The following is a 16,409-nucleotide window of genomic DNA, read 5'->3' as shown; positions in this document are numbered from 1 at the left end:
GAACGTCGTGCCGATCGAGATCCCGGCTCTGCGGCATCGACGCGAAGACATTCCCTCGCTGGTTTCGTTCTTCCTGGACTACTACAACGACATCAACGACCGCTACGTGACGCACATCGATCCGGACGTGATGCTCGCACTGCAAGAGTATCACTGGCCCGGGAACGTCCGTGAACTGCAGAACTATGTCGAACGCGCGGTGGTGATGAGCGACACCGATGAATTGACGTTGGATCTGTTGCCGACCTGCGTGACCAGCGGCGAACCGTTGATCAATGAGTTTGGTGGTTCGTTCCCTGGCGCTGAAGGCGGCCTCGGCTTGCCAGCTGGCGTCCCGGGTGAAGGCGTTTCCGGAACCGACCAACCGGGAATCCCACCGGCCGCTTCCGCGATGTCGGGTGGAGGCATGTCAGGAACGCTTCGCACGAACGATCCGAACGCCCCCGCCGTCAGCCCCGCAGCCTACGCGGATCGCATGGATGTGAAGACGCTCACCCGATTCGTCGTCTCACGCGGGCTCGCCGAAGCGGACGATGACGACAATGTCCACGAGTGTGTGGTCGATCAAGTCGAGAAAGAGCTGATCGCTCAAGTGCTCGCGCAGTGCGGCGGCGTGCAAACCAAAGCCGCCGCGAGATTAGGGATGAACCGCAACACGCTGTATAAAAAAATCAAGCAATACGAGTTGGGATAGCGTCTCAAACCAAGCAGGCGAGTCTTTCCAAGACTCGCACCAAAATACAAAACACAGCCAATCACACGCTTCTCGTCTCTGCTGCTCAGCGTTTTGGAAAAACGCTGCTACGTGGGTTGGCTATTTCTTCCGTAGTTCAGCCGCTTCGGCTTCTAGCTTCGCGATTTCGTTTTCCAAATCCGCGAGCTCTTGTGGATCGTCGGCTTGCTCTTTCGAGCCTGCCAGACGGGGACGCAACGTTTGCAGTTTTTTGTTGATTACGTCCAAACGCTTCTTTGCTTTCTTATCCATGCCGCCTTCAATACCGTTGTCGGAACACTGAGGTTGTACTTGCGATGCGAGATCCAAACGATTGATGCCGCACCGCGCCGATTCGCTTATTAGAATTCCAACAAGGCTATCACAAAATGGACGATCAAAACATACAGCGTCGCCCACAATACCGTCGCCGTGATGCTGTGACTGACGTCGTTGGCGGATTGTTTCGGTGTGATCCCTTGATGGTAAGCGATCCCTGCCGTCCCGAACCCGCAAAGCGTATTTTTCAGGAAAACCCATCCCCAACCTTTGCCCAGCAAAAACCATCCGAGCACCGGTAGGCTGGAACCCCACGCTGCGTTGCCCTGCGGGTCCGGCGGTAACGTGAGGTTGCGGAAGAAGTGCTGCGTCCAAAAATGAATCCCGATGTCCGGGTAACAAACCACGAACGTCATCCGGCTGATCCAGTGCGATGCGGTGAACGCCAGCCATTCCAAGATCGGCGTGGCGATCAAGAACGCCCCCATGATCGGCACGAGCAAATAAGCCGCTTTGCGAATGCCGAACGTTTGCAATGCATCGATCTGACCGCCGTACTGTTTCACGCCAACGTCTGCAGCGACCGCGGCACCGCAGCGAGCGGCGATCAAGACCGTCGCCAATACCGGCACCAAGATCCGATACAACGCAAAACCGATCGACGCGAGCAATTCATCGATCAGCAAGGGCTGTGTGTACAAACGAAACGGTAGAAACCGGAGCGTGAAATAGGTGGTTGTGAATCCTACGATCAGCCCGGCGATCAACAGATAGACACAACCGGTCGGTCCGCCGACCAACGCGAGGTAGTGCAGCAGAAACCGGCCCGCCCATTTCGGTCGCGGCACCCAGGGAATCGCATCGAAAGGCAAACGCACAGCCGCGACCAGTGCACCGCCCGTCGATTGGAAAAACCCGGACGCTTTCTCGGCCAACGTTTCGCGGCAACGACGTGGGATGTTCGTCAACGAGGACGCTTTCGGCGTGACCGTCTCCTCCGCGGCGTTGTCTTCAGTGGGATTCCCTGCCGATTTTTGAAACGTTGTGTGTCCCTGTGACTCCCGCATCGGCAACGCGACCGATTGCATGCGTTCCGGGATCTCGGCCCACTGCTCCGGCGGAACGCGGACAATCGTTCGGGCCGCTGAGTCGAGCAGCAACACGTGATCGGCGATCGGCAGCAATCCGGCGTAATCGTGCGTCACCACGAGACTCGTCCTTCCGAACCGACTTTGCGTTTCGCGGATCAACTCCGCCACCCGCCTCCCGGTGGCTGCGTCGAGCCCCGAGGTCGGTTCGTCGTAAAGAATGATTTGCGGATCCGCCGCGAGCGTGCGTGCGATCGCAAGGCGTTGCTTTTGCCCACCGCTCAGCGCGGCAACAGGTGGCGACGACGGAACGCCCAGCAATTCCAACCATTCCGACGCCGTATAACGCGGAGGTGTGTTTCGGTCGGCCCGGTGGTCGATCGCGAACTGAATATTGGCGGCCGGGGTTAGCTCGTCAAAGAGCGCGAACTGTTGGAAGACGATCCCGGTACGTCGCTGCGAATCGGCATCCAACGGCGTCTCGCCTACCGAAATTTGTCCGTCCCAGTACACCGGGGATTGTTGTCGCGGCAAAATCCCCGCGAGCAATCGCAGCAGCACGGACTTGCCCGCGCCACTGCCACCAACCAAAACCGTGATCTTCCCGCCGGGGACCGACACCGAAACGTCCCGCAACAACTCGTTCGAGGCTGCGGTGACGTTGAGGTTGGCAATCTCGAGTGCATCCTGCACCGGTTCGCTCATGTGGATAGGCCCCGACCGACGTATCCGCCGAAGTGTTTCCAATAACCGCTATGATGCGCGATTGCGTTGAACTGGCTCGGCAATCGCTCGCAAAGGTCATGGTTGACGACTCGCTGCGTCGACAACACTGAATCCTCGGCCAACACGACTTCGCCGGTTCCGACCACACGGTCCCAAACCGGTGCGATCGACAGGATGCGATCGCGGGGCGAATACAGATTGATCAGCCGACCGCGAAACCGCTCCCCCATCGCTTCCCAACCATGTCGCGAAGCCATCCCGCCCATCAGCACGACGTCTTCGATTCGGTACTTTCCCTCGGCGATCGTTTGCAAAGCTGAACGTGCGACGACGGTACCGAGCGAGTGACCGTAGAGGAACAACGGACGCTTTCGTGCACCGGGAATTTGATCCAACAACGCAGCCAAACGTTGACCGTCACGATTTGCACACCAGTACCGATGCCGAAACTGGCCCGCACCGACGACTAACGCTCCGCCGGCGAACCCAGCGATCGAGCCCACGCCCAAGAGCATTTTCCCGGTCCGCATCGCGGGCACTCCGACTCGCACGCCACGAGCCATCACGCCGACCGACGCACCAGCTTCGGCCCATTTCCCCGCCGCCCAGTGCACCGCGTACGTCGCCCCGGGCAACCGTGCGGCCTCGATCAACGCCGCGTCCGGACGCGAACGATAACCAGCGATCACCAAATGAATGGGGCCGCGGTTGGATTTGGCGATCGGATGCAATCGGACGGACATGCACGCAGTGGGTAGAGGAGGAGCGGAGAAAATCGCGGCGTAGAAAAGGAGAGAAAACGCCGGGCACTTTCGAGGCCGGAAACCACCCCCAACGGGGCGCAAATCCGGCACCGCCAATTGTACCCGACGGAGTTTGCAGACCGCTAGAACGGCGGAGGCTTCGCCAACAACTCTTCCCCCCCTCGCTCGGAAAACGCCGTAATCTGCTCTGCTCAAACCACGCCCATCGAGGCAGAATCGTTTGCCCCACGCTCGGGGCAGCATCCGGTACACTATCGAACTCAAATTCCGGATCCCCCCGCCATAGATGATTGCAACGGGCACGGATGACGCCTGTACAGATGGCAATCACGCGGTTTCGCCCCACCGAGCCCACACCGATGTCATTTTGGAAACACCCCTTCGCTGAGAATCGCGAACTCACACCGGACGTCTCCTCATCCTCCGGTCCGGTCTCCTCCACGCGTAACCGACGACGCCAACGAGTCGCAAAGCGGGTATCAGGTTGCCGTCCCACACGTCGCAGCCGTTTCGAGTTGCTCGAACTGCGTCAGCTCCTCGCGGCGGAAATTGAACCGAACGATACGATCGCTGATGCAACTTTGTTGCCCGCCGGTGAACTCGCCGAGGGAGCCCTCTCTTCGGCCGGTGACGTTGACTTCTTTCGTATTGATCTGGCCCAAGGCGAGCGTTTCCGTCTGGATCCGTTCAATCAAAACGCCCCCAGGTTTGAATCGACCCTACCGCCGGGGCTGGAGTTGTTCGATCCCGATGGCAACCTGTTGGCGACGTCTCACGACGGAAGTGATCTGTCCGTGGTCGCTCCGTCCGCCGGAACCTACTACCTCGGCATTTCCGCGTCCAACGACTTTGGCACCTTCGTCGGTGACTACGGGATGCAGTCCACCGTCTTTTCGGTTGCGACAAATACCGAACCGGAACCCAACGATCCCGACTCGGACGCCCCCGAGATAGTTTTGGGTGTCCCCATGAACGGTTCGCTCGATGGCGGCAACGACATTGATCGGTTCGCGTTGAGTACCCAGCCCGGCGATGTGATCGTGGTGAGCTTTGCCGGACTGCCCGATCTCGGTCCGGCCACGACGCTCATCGATGCATCGGGAAACGTGATCGCCACCGACATCACCGGCAACGGCATCACCGCGACCAGCCGCAACGGTGGAACGGTCATTGTGCAACTGAGTCGATCTGATTCGTCCGATTTGGTATCGCTGCCGTACAACATGATCGCCAACGTGCTCGACAACGCGTTTTCGGCCGACGACGACGGCGATACTTTGTCGGACGCTTACGATTGGCAACTCGCACGGCCCAGCGGGCTGAACGATTGGCAACAACAGGTCTCCGGAACGATCGACAGCATCAGCGATGTGGACGTCTATCGCTTTGAGATCGATTCGTTGACGACGATCAACTTCCGGTTGTCGATCGGCGCCACCGACTCGGTCACCGGCGGCGGCAAGTCGATGACGCTCTACAACCAGTACGGGCAGTTCCTCGAAACGACGCAGTCGAACGTTCTCAACACGCGACGTCCAGATGCCTTCGATCCCGGTGTCTACTTCCTCGCCGTTTCGGCAAATTCGCCGATCGGAACGGGAGCCTACGCGATCAGCGCGGATTTCCAGTACGACTTTTCGCCACAGCGGGATGCGACGACTCACGTTTTCGACTTCGATCAACCGAGCAGCTACTTCGGGTTCGATCGTGTCAACGACTACGCCGTCGACGAAGCCCGCACCTACTACATCGGATCGTTCGACGCCAAGTACGCTCCCTACGACGTCAACGCGGCCACCGAAGCTCCCGCCGAGGGAAACGAACGCGTCACTCAGGGAATCGGCGACTTTGGTGATTTCGGCGCCGGCGGTTTGGGCAGTTCGCGAGGCGGTCAACGGAGCGCGTCTGGGTTGGCAATGACCGGGGCAACCGAAACGACCGTCAACCAATTGGCGGCGTTGTCGACCAACACGGTCAACCACGAATTCGGCCATGCCGTCGGGCTGCCGCACGCTCGCGACGTGCAAGCGTTCATGTCGTATGTCGGACGCACCGAGTACCTCTCGACGGGCAGCATCTTCTCGTTCGAGGGAACCGACTCGCGGCAACCGGGCAGCGAAATCAATAACCATCGCAACTATCTCGATTGGGTTCTGCAGTCGGGTGCTCAGGTCATTGTGGACGAGACTCGCGATGCGGACGGAAACGAAATCCCGGTTTCACTCGACCGTCACCTGCAGGAAATGTCAATCGATCATCGGGTTTCGCAAACGGTCGAATTGGAGGCCCGCCCTGTGTTCGTACGTGCGGGAGATTTCAACGGTGACGGTCGCGACGACGTTACTTCCCTGCAACAAGGTTCCAACCAACTGCATACGTACATCACAGCGGACGATGGCAGTCTGGGCGAGGCCGTCACGACTGAGATCACCGGCACGTTCAACTTTGCCACCGAACCGATTGCGATCGCCGATTACAACAGTGATGGGATGGACGATATCGCGCTTGCGATGTCCGGTGCAGCCGAGGTGATGATCTTGCTCGCCGGTGCGGGAGGTGCACTCACCGTGGCGACTCCGTTGGTGACGGCGGGACACAACAGCGCCATCACGGCGGCCGACTTTGACGGCGACGGATCGACCGACATCGCGACGGTCACCTTCGATGGAACGTTGTCGACGTTCATCAACTCCGGCGACGGCAGCTTTGGCGAGGCCACGCAGTACACGACCGTGGCGAGCCCCTCATCGCTCGACGCCGGCGACATTGACGGGGACGGGAACGTTGATCTGTTGGTTGCGAGCAACGCGTCGGCCAGCGTTTCGGTTCATCGCAACACGAGCACCGGCGGGTTCATCCGAGGCGACTCGGTCGAGATCACGGAATTCGCAACCGGAATCGCGGTCGCTGATTTCAATAACGACACCGCTGCCGACTTTGCCGTCGTCAGTGGCGAAGGGGCGTTGTTGGAAATCTATCAATCGTTCGCCAACGGTCAGTTCGGATTGCTTTCGAGCGAGGTGCTCACGAACGAGCCTCACGAGATCAGCGCAGACGACATCGACGCAGACGGATCGGTCGACTTGCTCGTCGGCGGTTGGCGATATTCGGCCAGCGTTCTGCTGGGCGACAACGAAGGCGGATTCACGCGACCGGTCTGGGTCAGCGGCACGAACTGGAACGAATACTCGATCGTCGCAGCGGACTTGGACGGCAGTGGCTCGAAAGAGCTGATCACCGCCGACGCGAACAACAACGCGCTGACGGTATCGCGGCAGTCAGCCGACAATCCGGAAAACGACAAAGTCGTCGTATTTTCGTCGCTCGAGGGAGTCGACGACGTGGACCGGTACACGTTCAACCCAACCGGCGAAACGGTATGGGACATCGATATCGATTCCGCGGAATTTCAAATGCCGCTCGATGCGATCCTGACCATCCGCGATGCGTCGGGAGCGGTGATTGCCCAGAGCGACGATGAGGTCGACCGCCAATCGGGGATCGCATCGGTTGATCCGTACATCCGGCTCGACTTTACCGGCAGCGGGATCGTCCCCACCGGTCCGTTGACGATTGAAGTCACCGGACGCAACGGTTCTTCGGCTTCCTATCGTTTGAAACTCACGCCCGGGAGAGCGATCGCAAACGACGCCCCGCGTGTCATCGCGGTTTCGCCCGACAACGGAGCCGAATTGAACGCGACCAACCAAATCCTCGTGTTGCTCGACGACATTGTCGACCCTTCGTCGATCGACAGCAGCACCGTTCGCGTCGTCAACGCATCCGGCCAAATCGTGGTCGGATCAGCCCAAGTCAACCCGCTGTCGGCTTCGCTCGTTTGGACCGCGGCGACACGTTTGCCGGTCGGCACCTACACGCTGACTCTCGACGGCATCACCGATTTCGACGGCAACGTTCTCGATGGAGAATCCGATACAAACTATGCGTTCCCGCTGGTCAGTGGAAATGGCGAGGCGGGCGGCGCGTTCCGCTCCACATTCACAATTACATCCGATGACGTCTCGCCCGCATCGGTCACCGCCAGTATCTACGAACGGGATCCGTATCAACGTGGACGCTTCACACTGTTCCTATCCGATCAGCTTTCCCTCGCGTCGGTCCACTCCACCGTCTTCACACTTCGCGGTTCCGGCACTGACGCGACCTTTGGCACCTCCGACGACACGCTGCTGCCGCTCGATGCGGTCTACGACACCATCAACAGCACCCGTGGCGTCCCGCTGACGTTGTACACTCGCGGCGTCCCCGATTCCGACCGCTATCGTATTGAAGGCCGAGTCACCGACGCGGCAGGATACACCATCACGTTGAACGAAGAAGTCATCGTTTCCGGAGTCATTCCGGCGACGGCGTTATTTCAAGACGAAAGCCTGAGCACGCCGGGCCTCGTCGGCAGCTATGTGGACCAATCGTTGCGAGGCGTTTCGAACTCCGACGATTGGCGGACGACGCAAACCATCGCGGGCACACGCGTCGATCCAACGGTCGACTTTACCACCTCGGGCGACTTCGGAACGCGCGCCGACGTAGGGATCACCAGCGGCAGCGACGAAGACTGGGACAATTTCTCGGTGCAGTGGGATGGTTACGTCGTCGTGCCCAAAGGCAACGTGCAACTTCTCACCAAGAGCGACGACGGCAGTCGCGTATTCATCGATCTGGACCGCAACGGCGTCTTCGGAAACACTGCGGCGGAAATCGCCGACAACGGTTGGGGAACCGGCCACGGATACATCGCGGGCACCCCGTCGAGCCCGCTGCTCGCCGGCATGTACCCGATCCGAATTCAATACGAGGACGGTGGCGGCAACGAAGCCGTTACGCTCGAGTGGATCCGGCCGAATCTCGCGGTCGACACCGACGGATTGGTCCACGGACCGGCCATCGTGGGAACCTCGTTCGCCGCCGGGGAACACCTCACCGAACCAGGCTTGTTGACAGGCAGCGCCGGTCAATGGAACTCTCTCGCGGTAACCTTCAGCGGCGCGATTGATCCGGATTCGCTCACGACCGAGAATCTACGTCTGCGTCGCAGCGACGACTCGCTGTTCTTCGAGAACGATGACGAGTTCATCGAAGATTCCGACGGCGTGATTCAGTGGAACCCGACCACGCTGACCGCAACGTTGAATTTCTCACAACCCCTGCGTGCGGGCTACTATCTTATCGAAGCCAACGGTGAAACCGGCGGGATTACCAACACCGTGGGCACACTGCTCGACGGAGAGTTCCTCAGCAACAACATTCCGGGCAATTCCGACACGGCCGTTTGGAATCAAACGCCATCGGGAGACGGCATCGCCGGCGGCACCTACCGCAGCACCTTTTCACTTTCGCCCCAACGACTCGCCGTCGAAATCGACGACGTCCTAATCAGCGAAAACGGAGGTGTAACGAGCGTCACGGTCACACGTCTATACGCGGACACGTCCGATGCGCTCGTGGTCAGTCTCTCCAGTTCCGATCGCACGGAATTGGTCGTCCCCCCCAACGTCACCATTCCCGCCGGAGCCGAGTCGGTGACTTTCATTGCCAACGCGGTCGACGACACGCTTCTTGACGGAACCCAAGATGTCGTCATCACCGCCAGTGCCGCGGGGCTCGAAAGTGGCGAAGGGGAACTCGGCGTCACTGATTACGAAACGCTGACGATGTCGCTTTCGAGCTTGTCGATCAGCGAGCGGGACGGATTCGCGGAATTGATTCTGAACCGAAACGACGCCACCGCCGAACAATCGATCAGCCTCAGCGTCGATGATTCGACCGAGATCACTGTTCCCACGTCGGTCACCTTCGAAGCCGGTCAACGAACCATCCGTGTTCCCGTTTCCGCAATCGATGACAATCTCCTCGATGGGACGCAGTTTGTTTCGATCGTTTCGTCGGGGATCGGTCTCGTCGATGAGAGCATCGAAATCGCGGTGACCGACTACGAGACGTTGTTGATTGATCTCGATCGCACGACCGCTTCGGAAAACGGCGGGACGATCACGGGGATTCTGCACCGCAGTGCTTCGGACGGTAGCCTTTCCGCACAGATTTTCTCGGATCCTTCGGATGCCCTGCAGTCGCAGATTCTCGTATCGTTCCCGGAAGGCAGCACCACGTCGTCGCCCTTTGAATTGGTCGCACGTGACAACCGCATCCTCGACGGTACCCGTGCCGTGTCGCTGATCGCATCGGCCGGCGGTTACGAATCGACTGCCGCCGAGATCGAGATTACCGACCATGAACCGTTGGAAATTGTGTTCGATTCCCCCGATGCGAATGATGACGGTGTTCCTCAAATCAGTGAGAAAGACGGCGTCGCGGTCATCCGCGTGCGACGAACCGACAACAACGGCATTTTGGAAGCTCACCTCACCACCGCCCCGGCGAATAGCCTTTCATTCGCTTCCGCAGCCCAGTTTGCCGATGGCGAATTTCTTTCCGAGCCGATTGAAGTGGCCGCGATCGACGATGACCTCTTAACCGGAACTCGGAACGTGGTCCTACGCGCCACTGCGACCGATTACGTCGACGCGGAAACCTCTCTGGACATTACCGACTACGAAGAATTGACCACGCGTCTCGTCCGACAAGACGGCAGCCTGATCATCGACAACACGGTGCCTGAGGACTCCGAAACGATCTACCTTCGCGTCGAACTGCCCGGTGTCGTCTCGCTCGAACAAGGATCACAGCAGATTGCGATCGCGACCTCCGCACCGCAGTCGATCGAACTTCCCGATACCGCGTTCGTCGCAATCGGTGATTCGTTCGTGGATATTCCCGTAACGCCGATCAACAATGACATCGTTGGCGGCGACCGAGATCTCGAGTTCTTCGTTTCCTCCGATGGTTATGAATCATCGCAATTGCCGATGACGGTCACCGAAGATGACGTCCCCGAAATGACGGCGGAATTGGTGTTGCCCGCCACACAAACAGGCACACCCATCAATTCGATCCCCGAGCACAACGGACGCGCCACGTTGGTACTGACCCGCAACACAACCAGCGAGGTGACCGTTCGGCTGAGCACGTCGCCGAACGACCAGATGCAATGGCCCGCATCGATCATGTTCCCTCGTGGCCAGCGACGGATCGAGATTCCGATCACGACCGAAGACAACAACGTAGTCGAGGGGAATCGCCAAGTCACCGTGTCGATCCGTGCCACAGGGCATCCGACCGTCGAGGTGTCCACCACGGTGGCGGACGACGAGGAGGCAGCGATGTCCATCGTGGACGACGAGGGCAATCCCGTCAGCGAAACCGTGCGACTGTTTGAAAACGCCGCCGACGGTTCGGATTCGCAAACCCTTGGCGTTTCGCTCGCATCCGCACCTTTGTCCGACGTGCGAGTCGCGGTCAACGCGCCCGACCGCATCGGTATCGAAGTCAACGACGACGCGATCAACATCCTGACATTCACACCGTTTGATTGGGATCAACCACAACCGGTGCGATTGTTCGTACATGATGACGACGCGGCGGGCGGAGATGAAACATTCACCGTCGACTTCGACGTCATCGATACCCAGTCTGACGAGCAGTTCCGAAACATTCCGCCTCAAACCGTAACCTTGACGACGATCGACGACGACGTTCCTTCGATTCTCGTAACCGAAACGTTCGAGAACACCTACGCGAGTGAACTGGGGCTCCCCGCCGACTCGTTCGCAATCTCACTCGGCGCACGCCCCACTGGGCCGGTGACACTTTCGTTTGACAATGGCGATATCGGCAGCGTGAACCTCGTGCCTGCTTCGCTGACATTCACTCCCGAAAACTGGAATCTCGAACAAACCGTCTCGGTCCAAACCGATTTGGACTTTGATGCCGACGGGCACGACATCGGATTGATCTACATCGATGTTGCCCCTTCCACCACCGCGTTCGGGTATCCGAGCATCGGCCGTCGGAGACTCTCGGTTGTTCACGTCGACGCTCAACTGAGTGATCTCCACGTTCGCAGGGTAGACGACGACATCGTGCTCGTCGACGAAACCACCGAAACCACGCTACTGACCCGGCCCGTGTCGGCGTCCACGTTCACCACGGGACTGCGAGGAGAAACCATCTCAATCGACCACGGGATCGACGCAGGAACGATCAACCTGAACACGTCAGGAGGTGATGACAACATCCTGATCAACGCAATATCGAACGCTTCCATCGACGGAGACGCCGGGTACGACGCGCTTCATCTCAACATTGACGGGTTCCACTATCAACCGATCGACGCGACCGGCGTGACGTCCACTGGGATCATTGCGACCAACATGGAGGAGATCAACACGCTCGGCGATGGAACACAAACGCTGACAATCAACAGCACCGCGGTTCGCCAAATGACCGATTCTCGCAATACGCTGTTCCTCCGCGTTGATCCTGACGACGTGTTGGATCTCGGTACCGAATGGACGGTCGAAACTCCCGTGGAACGAGACGGCATCCCAGCTCACCAACTTTCCTCGGGCGATACGATCCTGCAACTCGCCGCTAGCGTGATTTGGCAAAACCCGCTGCTGGCGCCCGACGTGAACCGCAGCGGCGACGTCTCGGCTCTTGACCCGTTGCTGATCATCAATCGCCTCAATAACTCTGGCGAAGGCGAGCTGCCCGAGTTCTCGTCCGTTTCGTCCGCCGTCGACACTTATTACTACGACGTCAGCGGTGATGGGTTGGTCACCGCGTTGGATGCCCTGCAAACGATCAACTATCTCAACACGATGGATCTTGCTCCTGCCGCAGCCGAACCCGTCTTCGCGGCGTCAAGTTCAACAACCGGAGTCCCAACGAGGTTGCACGTCAGCAGCCAACCAACGGCAGTTCATCCAATCCTCAGCAATGACTCGTCGCTCGAAGAGCCAAGCAGTTTCGACGTGTTCGACTCCGCCGTCGGTTCCTATGACGAAAAAAGCCCTCGGGTTCTATTCGATGCGTCGAACACAGGTGATAGCGACAGTAGTATTGACGAACGTTCGAAGCTAGATGACGACGTCAGCGATGCAGACGAACTGGACGCCGTCTTCGCCTCGATCGACGAGTTCTCACCGAGAGTCTAAAGCGTTCCAATGATTGACGTAGCCGATGTCGCCGGACTTCGGTGGCGTGAACTCTGGCAAAGCCCGCTACAGAGATCGGCCCAGACAAACTCAAAAATGCTTTAGCGATTCCACTCGTCGATTTTGCGCTGGATAAAATCGATTGTCTGCTGATGCTGTTCGGTGCCTCGTCCCGACATTTCGATCGGTTCGCCAAATGCGAACCTCACGGTTTTGGCCGCATCGATCGCGCCGAAGTCTTTCAGCTTTTTGCCGTTCCCCCACGCATCGGTCTGTAACGCGATCGGCACGATCGGAACGCCAGCACGTGCGGCGAGTTTGGCGCCGATCGTGTTAAACTTGGTCGGGTCGAAGGTTGGCGCCCGCGTGGTTTGTGGGAATACCACGATCGAAACCCCGTTATTCAAACGTTCGACACCGCCTTTCATCACCGCTTTGAGATCTTCCCGTGGATTCGCCCGCGACACCGCGATCGGATCACGCGCACGCAGGATGTGACAAAACACCGGGTAGTCCAGCAAACTCTGCTTCACCACAAACGTCACTTCGCGAACCGGTTGGATGATCGCCGGCAAGATGATCGTCTCTAACATGCTCATGTGGTTGGCAACGAAAACGCACGGCGACTCCAATTTGCGAATGTTCTCGACCCCGCTGACGTGGAAACGAACGCCAACGGACTCTAGCGCCTCGAGCACTTCGTGGCTTGTCACGCTCCAGCGTTCGCCGTCGTAGCGTCCGCCTTTCGCCTCCCGGCTCGACCGCAAAACGTTGCTTAGGAATTTTGCGTAGAAATACGGCGACGGAGCGACTTTGGCTAAGAAACTCGTCGTTCGCGTTGGCGACGCGTAAACGTCGTCGTGGTAGTCGAGAAGATCGTGCGTGGTGTTCGCTGCGTTTGCGGTCATGATCGGGAGATGCAGAATGGGGTGGCCAGTCGGGTGCGTGATGAGATGGCACGCAACAGCGAAAACACTATCTCATGCACCGATTCCACGTAAGCCGGCTTGCTATTCGCCCGTTGCCACGCCGCACGAAACGGAGCTGTCGTCGTCGGCTCCTTCGAATTTGGCTTCGACTACGAGGTCTCCGAATGCTTCCGCCGAATCGCCAGCCCCGATCTCGCCAGCCCCGATCTCAACCACGCCGTTTCCGTAACCGGCCAGCCCGTTCCAGGTCACCTCTTTCAACACCACCTCGTCCCTGCGCAGCGTCAAACGGATCGACCGGTCCTGATTCGACGCGTAGACCAGAGGCACCCGCACGACTCCGGCCTGCACGTCCACAACCGCGTCGCCGGGCAATGCGATTCGTTCTTCGAACGCGTCCACAACGGTCGACGGTGTCACCGGCTGCGGTTCGACCTCACGGACCACAAAGTCATCCAAATAGCAGACCGATTGGGATCCACCGCCCGTCACCCGAATCGTCACAACGCCGCTTCTCGGAGTTCGGAACTGCCCGCTCGCATGAGTGTATTTCGCCTCTTTGAAAGCGGCAGAGAACAACTTTCCGCGGTCGATATCACATCGCATCCGTGATCCGTCGCTCACTTTGCCGCTGCAGGAGAACTCGTACATGGTTTCTGGTTTCAGGATAACGCGGCGAGACAACTCAGTTCTGCCCCGCATACGCAACGCGAACTTGCCTGAATCGACGTGTTCGGGATCCGACACGATGTCACGCCAGCCGTTTCGTCCTTTCCAAAACGACAAATCTCCCGCTTCGAAACCACCGTTGGGCAGCTTGTTCGGATTGGTTTGCATGATCTCGGGCGAGTCAATGTCCACCAATTTGTAGGCACGGACCCAATCGTAGATAGCAACGGACTTTTCAGGATCCGCCAACTCTTCGTCCGTCGGCAGTTCGATCCACGGGAACGGGTATGTTTCCGAGACCAAGTTCATTCGCATCGGAGTATCGAAGGGGGTCTCGCTGATTTCGTTGTAGAACGTTTGCTCTTTCGGTTCGCCGTTGTCGTAGTAGTAGCTCGCACGTGTCGCGTCACGCCACCAACCACCGTAGACATGGAAATCCGCAGAAGCGAGTTCGTCATCTTCAAAGCGAACCTGCTCGGCGCGATGGTCGAACTTCTCGCCATCACAATCGGTGTACCAATAGTGGGCGTTGGAATGCATCCCGTTGGCGAAGTACTTGCCGCTGAAATCGCCTTGGCGGCCGATGCATTCCTGCACGTCCCATTCTTGACCGTAGGAGTCGCAACCGTTGGGACCAATCCCGCCGCCGCCCGAGAACCAAAACGTCGTGGACATTGTCGTCGCGGCCGCCTTGCAGCGGCATTCGTAGTAACCCAAGAACGCTGAATGACGCGACACCACCGCACCGCCGGCAATCGTGTAAACATCTTCTTTGCCGCGTCCACGCTTCACAACGATCTCCTGGTCGAGTTTCTCACCGCGAATGCGGAGATGCCCGTCACGAACCGATACCTGCGACGGTAGAAAGATCCCAGGAACGCGGCCCTTCCAGGTCGGGTGATGGTCGATCCATTTGGTTTCGTCCAACTGCGTGCCGTTGAACTCGTCGGACAACTCATGATTGAGCACCCAACGCATCCCTTCGGGAGGCAACGGCGGTTCAGCAAAAACTGCGTTTGCTAGCGAGCAAGCAAACAGTGCCAACACAATCGTTCTCGGAATCATTTCAGGAACAACCAATTTGCAAGGAAAGACGAACACGACAAACCGGCAGATAACACAGCGGCGGTGCCACATGTTTCCGTGACGTCGAATGGAGGTGGGGAATTGCAGGGATCTATCCGAGAACCTATCGGCTGATTGATGTTCGCGCAGGCAGTCGTGGATCTTATGAGAGATCCTCATGCAGCAGGATCTTCACACGATCTAATACCCGAAACTCGATCGGACAGAGTCGCTCACGATCGGCATCATCCGGTTTCGAAAACGCCACGCGAGCAGCGCCACACTATCACAAATCCTTCACATCGCTAGATCTCAAGACAACAAAGACGACCGAGTGTCGCAGGCGTCAATCTAATCTCAAATCCATAGACAACAGCAACGCAAACCAACATCACGTTAACGCCAGCGGGCAAAGTGCTTGGGCAATGTCTTTGGGCATTGCGTTTGGGCAACGTGAATTCTCCGCACGTCGCAGGCACATCGGAGCCTACCCGGCGAAGACACACAGCAATTTGACATGGATTTCCGTGTATTCTGTAACCCATGGCCATTCCACGGAAACAGCAACGTCGGGTGACGTTTTCGTCCTACTTTCTCGATCGATCGATTTCCCAATCGCACTCCCGCGATCGTCGTGCGTCGCTTCTCCGGCATCATTCTTTTCCGTATTCTTATCCCCACGCCAACACTATCTCGCATGAAGATTAATCTTTGTCTCGTTCTCGGCACGCTTGCTTTTTTCAACAGTTCGCAGGTTGTCGGACAGGATGCCGCTTCGCTGGATCCTACCAACCTGGCCCCGTTTCCGTTTCACTTACCGGAGTCCAAACCCAACCGGCCGTTGAGCCGAGCGATGGAGCGGATCTACACAGACTACGAGGCTCCGGAACCGCAGAACAATGAACTGTTCAGCCAGTTCAAATACACCGAACTGAAAGGGTTCGACTACAGCAATCATGACGGAACGGTGTCACGCCGCGATCCGTCGAAGATTCTTTTGCACGACGGGAAGTACTACGTTTGGTACACGCACCGCCATACCGTGACACCACCGCGCGGGGCGGCAGCATCCACTGACGAGATTCCGTCAACGGATTGGGATT

General features: G+C 58.3%; 7 protein-coding genes and 1 pseudogene. 3 read left to right on the top strand and 5 right to left on the bottom strand.

The annotated features are described in order from the left end of the window. A partial coding sequence (locus RSSM_RS21730; RefSeq protein ID WP_044303253.1) for a helix-turn-helix domain-containing protein occupies positions 1-694 on the top strand: 694 nt, incomplete at its 5' end. Between the two features lie 120 nt (positions 695-814). Here the strand turns inward: RSSM_RS21730 and RSSM_RS34190 are convergent. The 3 genes from RSSM_RS34190 to RSSM_RS21715 form a co-directional block, all read right to left on the bottom strand. Continuing rightward, positions 815-985: a hypothetical protein gene (locus RSSM_RS34190; protein ID WP_008684031.1), complete on the bottom strand. Its 171-nt coding sequence runs from the start codon at positions 983-985 to the stop codon at positions 815-817. 89 nt (positions 986-1,074) lie between these two features. After that, positions 1,075-2,784: an ABC transporter permease gene (locus RSSM_RS21720; RefSeq protein ID WP_008684030.1), complete on the bottom strand. Its 1,710-nt coding sequence runs from the start codon at positions 2,782-2,784 to the stop codon at positions 1,075-1,077. Continuing rightward, complete coding sequence (locus tag RSSM_RS21715; RefSeq protein ID WP_008684028.1) at positions 2,781-3,548, bottom strand: DUF726 domain-containing protein; 768 nt, start codon at positions 3,546-3,548, stop codon at positions 2,781-2,783. The genes RSSM_RS21720 and RSSM_RS21715 overlap by 4 nt, the downstream gene beginning before the upstream one ends. 380 nt (positions 3,549-3,928) lie before the next feature. Here RSSM_RS21715 and RSSM_RS21710 point away from each other — a divergent pair, with 380 nt between their 5' ends. Beyond that, positions 3,929-12,643 (top strand): FG-GAP-like repeat-containing protein, encoded by an 8,715-nt coding sequence (locus RSSM_RS21710; RefSeq protein ID WP_144060025.1) that lies wholly within the window; start codon positions 3,929-3,931, stop codon positions 12,641-12,643. Between the two features lie 101 nt (positions 12,644-12,744). Here the strand turns inward: RSSM_RS21710 and RSSM_RS21705 are convergent, their stop codons facing one another. Beyond that, positions 12,745-13,551, bottom strand: a complete 807-nt coding sequence (locus RSSM_RS21705) for a lysophospholipid acyltransferase family protein (RefSeq protein ID WP_008684023.1) — start codon at positions 13,549-13,551, stop codon at positions 12,745-12,747. 102 nt (positions 13,552-13,653) lie between these two features. Then, positions 13,654-15,306 (bottom strand): hydrolase, encoded by a 1,653-nt coding sequence (locus RSSM_RS31870; protein ID WP_144060024.1) that lies wholly within the window; start codon positions 15,304-15,306, stop codon positions 13,654-13,656. A 697-nt stretch (positions 15,307-16,003) separates the two neighbouring features. Between RSSM_RS31870 and RSSM_RS34900 the strand changes: the two are divergent. Continuing rightward, positions 16,004-16,409 (top strand): annotated as a pseudogene (locus RSSM_RS34900) (glycoside hydrolase); the annotation flags it as partial.

The sequence above is a fragment of the Aporhodopirellula sallentina SM41 genome (genome assembly GCF_000346505.1).
GTDB classification, from domain to species: Bacteria; Planctomycetota; Planctomycetia; order Pirellulales; family Pirellulaceae; genus Rhodopirellula; species Rhodopirellula sallentina.
The sequence above is the reverse complement of the archived record's forward strand: the minus strand, read 5'-3'. Positions and strand labels throughout refer to the sequence as shown.